The sequence below is a fragment of the Telluria sp. ZB2R32 genome (assembly GCF_059685715.1).
Genome location: NZ_JCASIG010000009.1, coordinates 212,879 through 220,373, shown reverse-complemented (window position 1 = coordinate 220,373; position 7,495 = coordinate 212,879). Strand labels below are relative to the sequence as shown.

At 69.4% G+C, this 7,495-nt stretch carries 4 protein-coding genes and 1 pseudogene; 3 read left to right on the top strand and 2 right to left on the bottom strand.

What is annotated here, in order from left to right; all coding sequences use genetic code 11:
- Positions 1-412, bottom strand: a pseudogene (locus tag AC56LG_RS22905) (hemolysin D); the annotation flags it as partial.
- Positions 413-592: 180 nt separating this feature from the next.
- Here AC56LG_RS22905 and AC56LG_RS22900 point away from each other — a divergent pair.
- Complete coding sequence (locus AC56LG_RS22900; RefSeq protein ID WP_497168327.1) at positions 593-1,741, top strand: GGDEF domain-containing protein; 1,149 nt, start codon at positions 593-595, stop codon at positions 1,739-1,741.
- A gap of 16 nt (positions 1,742-1,757) precedes the next feature.
- On the opposite strand, the gene AC56LG_RS22895 is transcribed toward AC56LG_RS22900, so the two are convergent.
- The gene (locus AC56LG_RS22895) at positions 1,758-3,017 is read right to left on the bottom strand and encodes a family 1 glycosylhydrolase (protein ID WP_497168326.1); all 1,260 of its coding nucleotides are present in this window, start codon (positions 3,015-3,017) and stop codon (positions 1,758-1,760) included.
- Positions 3,018-3,340: 323 nt separating this feature from the next.
- Between AC56LG_RS22895 and AC56LG_RS22890 the strand changes: the two genes are divergently transcribed.
- Entirely contained in the window at positions 3,341-4,864 is a 1,524-nt protein-coding gene (locus AC56LG_RS22890) for a L,D-transpeptidase family protein (protein ID WP_497168325.1), read from the top strand.
- 20 nt (positions 4,865-4,884) lie between these two features.
- Positions 4,885-7,395, top strand: a complete 2,511-nt coding sequence (ppsA, locus tag AC56LG_RS22885; RefSeq protein ID WP_497168324.1) for a phosphoenolpyruvate synthase — start codon at positions 4,885-4,887, stop codon at positions 7,393-7,395.
- The last annotated feature ends 100 nt before the right edge of the window (positions 7,396-7,495 follow it).

The following is a 7,495-nucleotide window of genomic DNA, read 5'->3' as shown; positions in this document are numbered from 1 at the left end:
CATCTGCCAGGACATCGCGCAACCCCTGCGCGACCAGGGCGGCGGCCGCGGCTTCGTCGCTGCGCCGCATGGCGAGCGCGGCTTCGGCGCCGGCCACGGCGTCGCGCGCCTGCTGCACCCGCGCGAGCGCTTCGTCGCGTCCGGCCTGAAGCGCCGGCAGGTCCATGCGCGCAAGCAGTTGCCCTGCCCGCACCAGGTCACCCTCCGCGACCAGGATCCGGTCGATGCGGCCCGGCTGCTGGGTGGCGATGTCGATTTCGGTCGCCTCGATCCGGCCGTTGCCGCTGACAAAGCCGGCATCCGGCCCCTGCGGACGCAGGGTTCGCCAGCCGTACGCGGCGCCGAGTCCGAGGACGACGAGCACGGCCAGCGGGACGACGATACGGCGGCGTTCTGGCATTGTCGGCTTCATGAACCTCCCGTCTGGTTCGACTGCGAATGGCGGCGGGCATCCCGCCAGCGCGGCTGACGCAGATCAAGCGCCGGTTGCGCCAGTCGGCCCAATGCCCGGATTAGGTATTTGATGCAAATCAAAGAACGAGAGCGGGATGACACCGATGCTTGACATGCCCCGGGCGCGGGCGTATCCACCATGCAAACACGAGTCTCGGCAAAACCGGTCGGCGGGCTGGACTGGCTGCGCAACCTGCTCCGGCCGCTGCCGAACGAACTGGAGGCGGCTTTCGATGACGGACTCGATGCCGGCATCGCCCGGCTGCTGCCGGTACTCGGCCCCATATTCGGGCTGTTCGTCATCCTGTTCGGCGCCTGGGACGCCTGGCTCGACGCGGCGCTTGCGGCCGCCACCGTCCGGATCCGCGTCGGCCTGGTACTGCTCGGCGCCCTTGCCTATGCAGCGGGCCGGCTGCCCTGGCGCCCCGGTGCGCGTTGCGCCTGGCTGTATGCGACCCATGTCGGCGCCATGGTGGCGTGCGCGGCCATGTTGCCCCAGGGCCTGGTGCTGGCCCTGCCGGGCTTGACCGGCGCCCTGTTCCTGCTCGCGCTGGTGGAGCCCCGGCCGGGCCGCTTCATGCTGGCCACCCTGCCGTCCTCGCTGTTGCTGGCGCTGCTGGGGGTCCTGAACCTGGCCCCGGTCCCGCTCCTGCATGTCCTGCTCCTGTACGGGCTGTGCTGGCCACTGGCCATGGGCGCGGCGCTGGCCACGCTGCAGTTGCGCCGGCGCGCCTTCCTGGCCGAGCAGGCGGTGCTCGATGCCGTGCGCCACGACAGCCTCAGCGGCGCACTGTCGCGCCGCTACGTGATCGAACTGGTGCTGCACGACCTTGCGCTGGCGCGGCGCCACGGCCGGCCGCTGGCGCTGGCCATGCTCGACATCGACCATTTCAAGCGCGTCAACGACACCTGGGGCCATGCGGCCGGGGACCGCGCCCTGTGCGCGCTCGTCAGGGCGTGCAAGGACAACCTGCGCGCGAGCGACTATATCGGCCGCATCGGCGGCGAGGAATTCGTCTGCGTCATGCCCGAGACGGACGCGGGCGAGGCGATGGCCTGCGCCGAGCGCATCCGCGTTGCGGTCGCCGCCCTGCGCCTGCCGGAAGGCGGGCAAACGCTGTCGTTCACGGTCAGCGCCGGCGTCGCCGTGCTGGACCTGGAGCACGGCAGCTGGGAAGCGTTGCTGCAAGCGGCCGATGCCGCGCTCTACCGGGCCAAGGAAAGCGGACGCAACCGCACGGTGCTGGCGCGGCCGCATGGCGCCGCCGCGCCCTCCAGAACAGGATGAACGCGCCTGCCGCTACTCACACGCCGAGGCGAAGCCGGCCGCATTCGGCCGCGCTGTCGGCCAGTACCCCGCGCCATTCGCGGATGATGCGCCGGTACTCCACCCCAACACGGCGGATGCGGCGCTCCATGTCGTACAAGCCGTTGCGGTTGACGTGGCCGCGCTGCTCGCGCAGGTCGATGTCCCAGTCGACCTGGTCGGTGAGGCTGTACCAGGTAAAGCCGATCACCGGGCAGCCTTCCTGGCGCAGGCGCAGCACATTGGCCCACTGGCGCTCCAGCCAGAAGGCGGTGTTCAGGTCCTGCAGCTGGTTCGTTTCCGTGTGCATCACCGGAAGCCGGTAGCGCTCGTGGTACTGGCGCGTCAGGCCGTAATAGCCGAGCACGTTCGATCCGCGCGTGCTGCCGTCCGCACGGACGACCTGTTCGCTGCCCTCGTAGTAGTCGGTTCCCATGACGCAGCGCTCGCGCGACGATGGCCGCATGAAGGCCTCGAAGCGTGCGCGCGGCATGCCGTTCGCAAGCAGGTAGTCGACCATCTCCGGGCACGGCGTGAAGCCGTAATTCAGGTCGAGCGACAGGAAGCGGCGTTCGTTGAGGTAGCCGGAGCGGACGGCCGCATCCGGGTCATGCGGATGGTAGTAGCGGGTCGTCTCGCTCTGCACGAACCAGGCGTCGCAGACGCTGCGGATCGCTTCGGTGGCGCGCAGGTTGGCGTCGACCACATGGGCCAGCGCCCTGACGAAGGCCCGTTCGTCGGCGAGCTGCTCGTTCCAGTAGCCGCGCAGCGCCGAGTATTCGGCCGTGACCAGCATCTCGTTGACCGGCGTGTACAGCCAGACCCACGGGTAGCGGCGGGCGAAGGCGAGCGCGTACTCGGCGAAATAGGCGGGAAAGTCGGGGTTCTGGAAGTCGCCCAGCCAGTCGGGCAGCCCGAAATGGCACAGGTCGGCGATCGGGACGATGCCGAGCCGGCGCAGCTCGGCGAAGGTCTCGTCGGCGAAGTCCCAGTCGTAGCGCCCGGGTCCGAGATGGGTACGGTAGTAGGGTGGACCGTAGCGCAGGCAGCCGGCGCCGAGCTCGCAGACGAGCCGGAAATCCTCGCGCCAGCGCCGGTCGTGTCCGGACGCGGCCATCTGGTCGATGCGGCAGCGGCGCCCGTCGGGGCCGGTGACGACCGGGGTGCTGTTCTCGATGCCGGTGCAGAACGAGAACGAGCTGGTGAGGTTGGACGGCGACAACGGCCGGCAGGGCCGGCCGCGCAGAATCGCGTTCATCGCGCTGCAACCGGCCGCGGCCGCTTCGCGACGAACGGACGTGCGGATGCCGATGCGCTTGGCGAGTGCTTCATGCTGCCCTCCGGGCCCGGCGCGCTGGCGGAGGCGCGCGCTGGTTGGTCAAGGATGACGCGCCTCTGTGCATTTCGATTGATATAAATCAAAGGCGTCTCGAAAGACGTTCTGATCCGCGCAAGCCAATCCGAACGAAATTTTGACATGGATCAACGACTACTCGAATCACACTTACCTATCCTGAACAAGACCGTGCCCGCACGGCCAAATAACAATCGCCCGCCCGCTGCGGTGCCTCGGACCAGGACATGATATTCAAGCCGACAGTCTCCCCTCCCCTGGGCCAGCGCGCCCGCGCGGCCGTGTTCCTGGTCCTGTGCGCGCTGGCGGGCGCAGTCGCGGCACAGGAGGCATCGCCTTTGCCCTGGCTGGCCGATGGCGGCAACCAGGCGCGCAGCGCCGTGCAGCTGTTGCAGGATGCCGCGTCGCACGGCCTCGACCCCGGGCGCTACGGTGCCGCCGAGCTGGGCCGCCGGCTCGACGGGCCGCGCGATCCGGCCGCCGCCGCGGCGCTCGCACGCGACCTCGACGCCGCCATGCTGCGCTATCTCGGCGAACTGCACGGCGGGCAAACGGTATCGGTTTACCGGACACCGGGCGATGCCCCCGGTTTCGACCCACGCGCGCTGCTGGAACGGGCATTCGCCGCCGGGAACCTGGCAATGGCGGTCGACGCCGCCGCACCCGCCATCCCGCTCTACCCCCGGGTGGTAGCCAGCCTGGCCCGCTACCGCGCGCTGGCGCGCCGCCATCCCGGGTGGGAAACCCTGCCGCCTGCTGCCGCCCCGGTTGCGGCCGGAGAGCGGTATGCGGGCGCGGCGCTGCTTCGGGCACGCCTGCAACTGCTGGGCGACCTCGATCCCGCGGCGGCCGACGCTGCCGCAACTGGCGACTACAACGCCGCCCTGGCGGACGCGGTGCGGCGTTTCCAGGCGCGCCACGGCCTGGCCGAGGACGGTGTACTGGGGCCGCTGACGCTGGCGGCGCTGGCCATACCACCGGCCCGGCGCGCCGTCCAGCTGGCGCTGACGCTGGAACGCCTGCGCTGGCTGCCGCCGCTGCCGCGCGGGCGCATGGTGGCGGTGAACCTGCCGGCCTACCGATTGTGGGCCTTCGACAGCGGCGCCGGCGCCTCGGGTTCGCCGCTGGAGATGCGCATCATCGTCGGCACCGCCGCCAGGACGCAAACGCCGCTGTTCATCGGCCAGATGCGCTATCTGGAGCTCAATCCTTACTGGAACGTGCCGCGCAGTATCGCGCTCGGCGAAATCCTGCCGAAGCTGGCGCGCGACCCGCGCTATCTCGCCAAAAACGACATGGAACTGGTGGGAGGCGGCGGGACTGCCGGCTTGCACGCCGGCACTACGAGGATCAGGCAACGGCCCGGAAGCCGTAACGTACTCGGCGCCCTGAAGTTCGCCATGCCCAACCCGATGAACATCTATCTGCACTCGACTTCGGCAAAGGAATTGTTCGAGCGCGGGCGCCGCGACCTGAGCCACGGCTGCATCCGTGTCGAAGACCCTATCGAGCTGGCGCGTTTCGTGCTGGCCGATGACCGGGCCTGGGACAGGGCCGGGATCGAAGCGGCGATCGCCACCGGCAAGACGCGCACCGTGCCGCTGCCGGTAGCGGTCCCGGTGGTCCTGTTCTACGCCACCGCCGTCGCCGACCGTGCCGGGCGCACCTTGTTCGCCGACGACATCTACGGCCTGGATGCGCCGCTGACCGCGGCGCTGGGCCTGCGCGACGCGGCGTATCTGCTACGATGAATGCAGTCCGGTGTCCGCCCATGGAAGGAACAACGGAGGAACACGCGATGGAGACGCAGTCCGCATTCATTCGCTGGTTTTCGGAAGTCGGCATGCTTGATGTGCCCCTGGTCGGCGGCAAGAACGCCTCGCTCGGCGAGATGTTCCGCGCGCTGCGCGACCAGGGCCTCCGGGTGCCGAACGGCTTTGCCGTCACCGCCGCGGCGTACAAGGCAACGCTCGACCGGTCGGATGCCTGGCAACGCCTGCACGACGCGCTCGACGGTCTCGATCCGGCCGACGTCGACGACCTGGCGCGGCGCGCCGCCCTTGCGCGCGCGATCGTGTACGAGGCGCCGCTGCCGCCCGAACTCGAGGCGGGCATCCTGCAAGCCCACGCGGCGCTGCGCGCGCAGTACGGCGAGTCGCTGACGGTCGCCGTGCGCAGCTCGGCCACGGCCGAAGACCTGCCCACCGCCAGCTTCGCCGGCCAGCACGAAAGCTATCTCAACGTCGCCGGTCCCGACCTGCTCGATAACGTGCGGCGCTGCTTCGCCAGCCTGTTCACCGACCGCGCCATCGTCTACCGCATCGAAAACGGCTTCGACCACTTCAAGGTCTGGCTGTCGGTGGGCGTCATGAAGATGGTGCGCGCCGACCTCGGCGCCTCCGGCGTGATCTTCACCCTCGACACCGAGACCGGCTTTCGCGACGTCGTGCTGGTCACCGGCGCCTGGGGACTGGGCGAGAACGTCGTGCAGGGCACGGTCGATCCGGACGAGTTCACGGTCTTCAAGCCCTCCTTGCCCAGCGGCAGGCCCACCCTGCTGCGGCGCAGCCTCGGCAGCAAGGCGGTGCGCATGGTGTACGGCGCCGGCGTCGGCGGCCCGGCCACGCGCAACGAAACCACTCCCATGGAGGAGCGCGAGCGCTTCTGCCTGGACGACGACGCGGTACTTGAACTGGCGACGGCCGCGCTGCGCATCGAGGAGCACTACGGCCGCCAGGCGGGCCACCCGCTGCCGATGGACATCGAATGGGCGCGCGACGGCATCGACGGCCAGCTTTACCTGGTGCAGGCGCGTCCGGAGACGGTGGCTTCGCGCCGCTCGGCCACCGAGCTGGACGAATACCGCCTCGAGGAACGCGGCCCTGCCCTCGCCTCAGGCCGCGCCGTCGGCGGCAAGATCGCGGCCGGCAAGGCGCGCGTGGTCGCCCACGCCGGCGAGCTCGGACAGTTCCAGCCGGGCGAAATCCTGGTCGCCCCCACGACCATGCCGGACTGGGGTACCGTCATGAAGACCGCCGCCGCCGTGGTGACGGACCATGGCGGGCGCACCTGCCATGCCGCCATCGTCGCGCGCGAGATCGGCGTGCCGGCCCTGGTCGGCTGCGGCAACGCGACCACGGCGATCCGCACGGGCGACGAGGTGACCGTATCCTGCGCCGAGGGTGATCTCGGCCATGTGTATGCGGGACGCCTGCCGTTTCGCAAGACCAGCACCGACCTCAGGGCACTGCCCATGCCGCGCACCCGCATCATGGTCAACATCGGCAATCCGGACACGGCGCTGCGTACCTCCTTCCTGCCCAACGACGGCGTCGGCCTGGCACGGATGGAATTCATCGTCGCCGAACACATCCGCATCCACCCGATGGCGCTGGTCCATCCGGACAAGGTAGCGGATCCGCAAGAGCGCGCCGAGATCGCGCGCCGCACGCGCGGCCACGCCACGCCGGCCGACTATTTTGTGCGCGAACTGTCCGAAGGCGTCGGGACCATCGCGGCGGCGTTCTGGCCGAAACCCGTCATCGTGCGCATGTCCGACTTCAAGACCAACGAATACGCCAGCCTGCTCGGCGGCGCCGCTTTCGAGCCGGTCGAGGCCAATCCGATGCTCGGCTTTCGCGGCGCGGCGCGCTATGCCCACCCGGCCTATGCGCAAGGCTTCGCGCTCGAATGCCGGGCCATGCGCCGCGTGCGCGAAGAGATGGGGCTGGACAACCTGCGCCTGATGATTCCGTTCTGCCGGCGCGTGCAGGAGGCGCGCGAGGTGCTGGCGGCGATGGCACGCCACGGTCTCGAACGCGGGCGCGATGGGCTGGAAGTCTACGTCATGTGCGAGATCCCGAACAACGTGATCCAGATCGACGCCTTTGCCGCTCTGTTCGACGGCTTCTCGATCGGCTCGAACGACCTGACGCAGCTGGTGCTGGGCGTGGACCGCGACTCCGACCTGGTCGCCTTCGATTTCGACGAGCGCGACCCCGGCGTACTGGAGATGCTGCGCCAGGCGATCGCCGGCGCGAAGCGCAACGGCCGCCACGTCGGCATCTGCGGCCAGGCGCCGTCGGACTACCCGGAGGTGGCGCGCTACCTGGTCGAACAGGGGATCGATTCGATCAGCCTGAACCCCGACTCGGTGGTGGCCACGGTGCGCCACCTGGTCGAGGTCGAACGCACGCTGGGGATGGCGCCGCGCGCCGTTGACGCCGTGGCAGCGCGCAATCCGGTCTCCGATTCCGGCACGCCGGCAGGTCAGGCCCGGTAGCAGTTCACTTGATGCTGGTTCGAAATCGGCAGGATCGCGCAGCTCCTCGACAGCTCCCACAAGCATACGTTATATTTAACGATATATTGTATTGAGATAT

Bases quoted from the DNA above. Each gene is read 5' to 3' on its own strand.
- AC56LG_RS22895 (WP_497168326.1), bottom strand. From the start codon at position 3,017: ATGAACGCGATTCTGCGCGGCCGGCCCTGCCGGCCGTTGTCGCCGTCC.
- ppsA (WP_497168324.1), top strand. From the start codon at position 4,885: ATGGAAGGAACAACGGAGGAACACGCGATGGAGACGCAGTCCGCATTC.
- AC56LG_RS22900 (WP_497168327.1), top strand. From the start codon at position 593: ATGCAAACACGAGTCTCGGCAAAACCGGTCGGCGGGCTGGACTGGCTG.
- AC56LG_RS22890 (WP_497168325.1), top strand. From the start codon at position 3,341: ATGATATTCAAGCCGACAGTCTCCCCTCCCCTGGGCCAGCGCGCCCGC.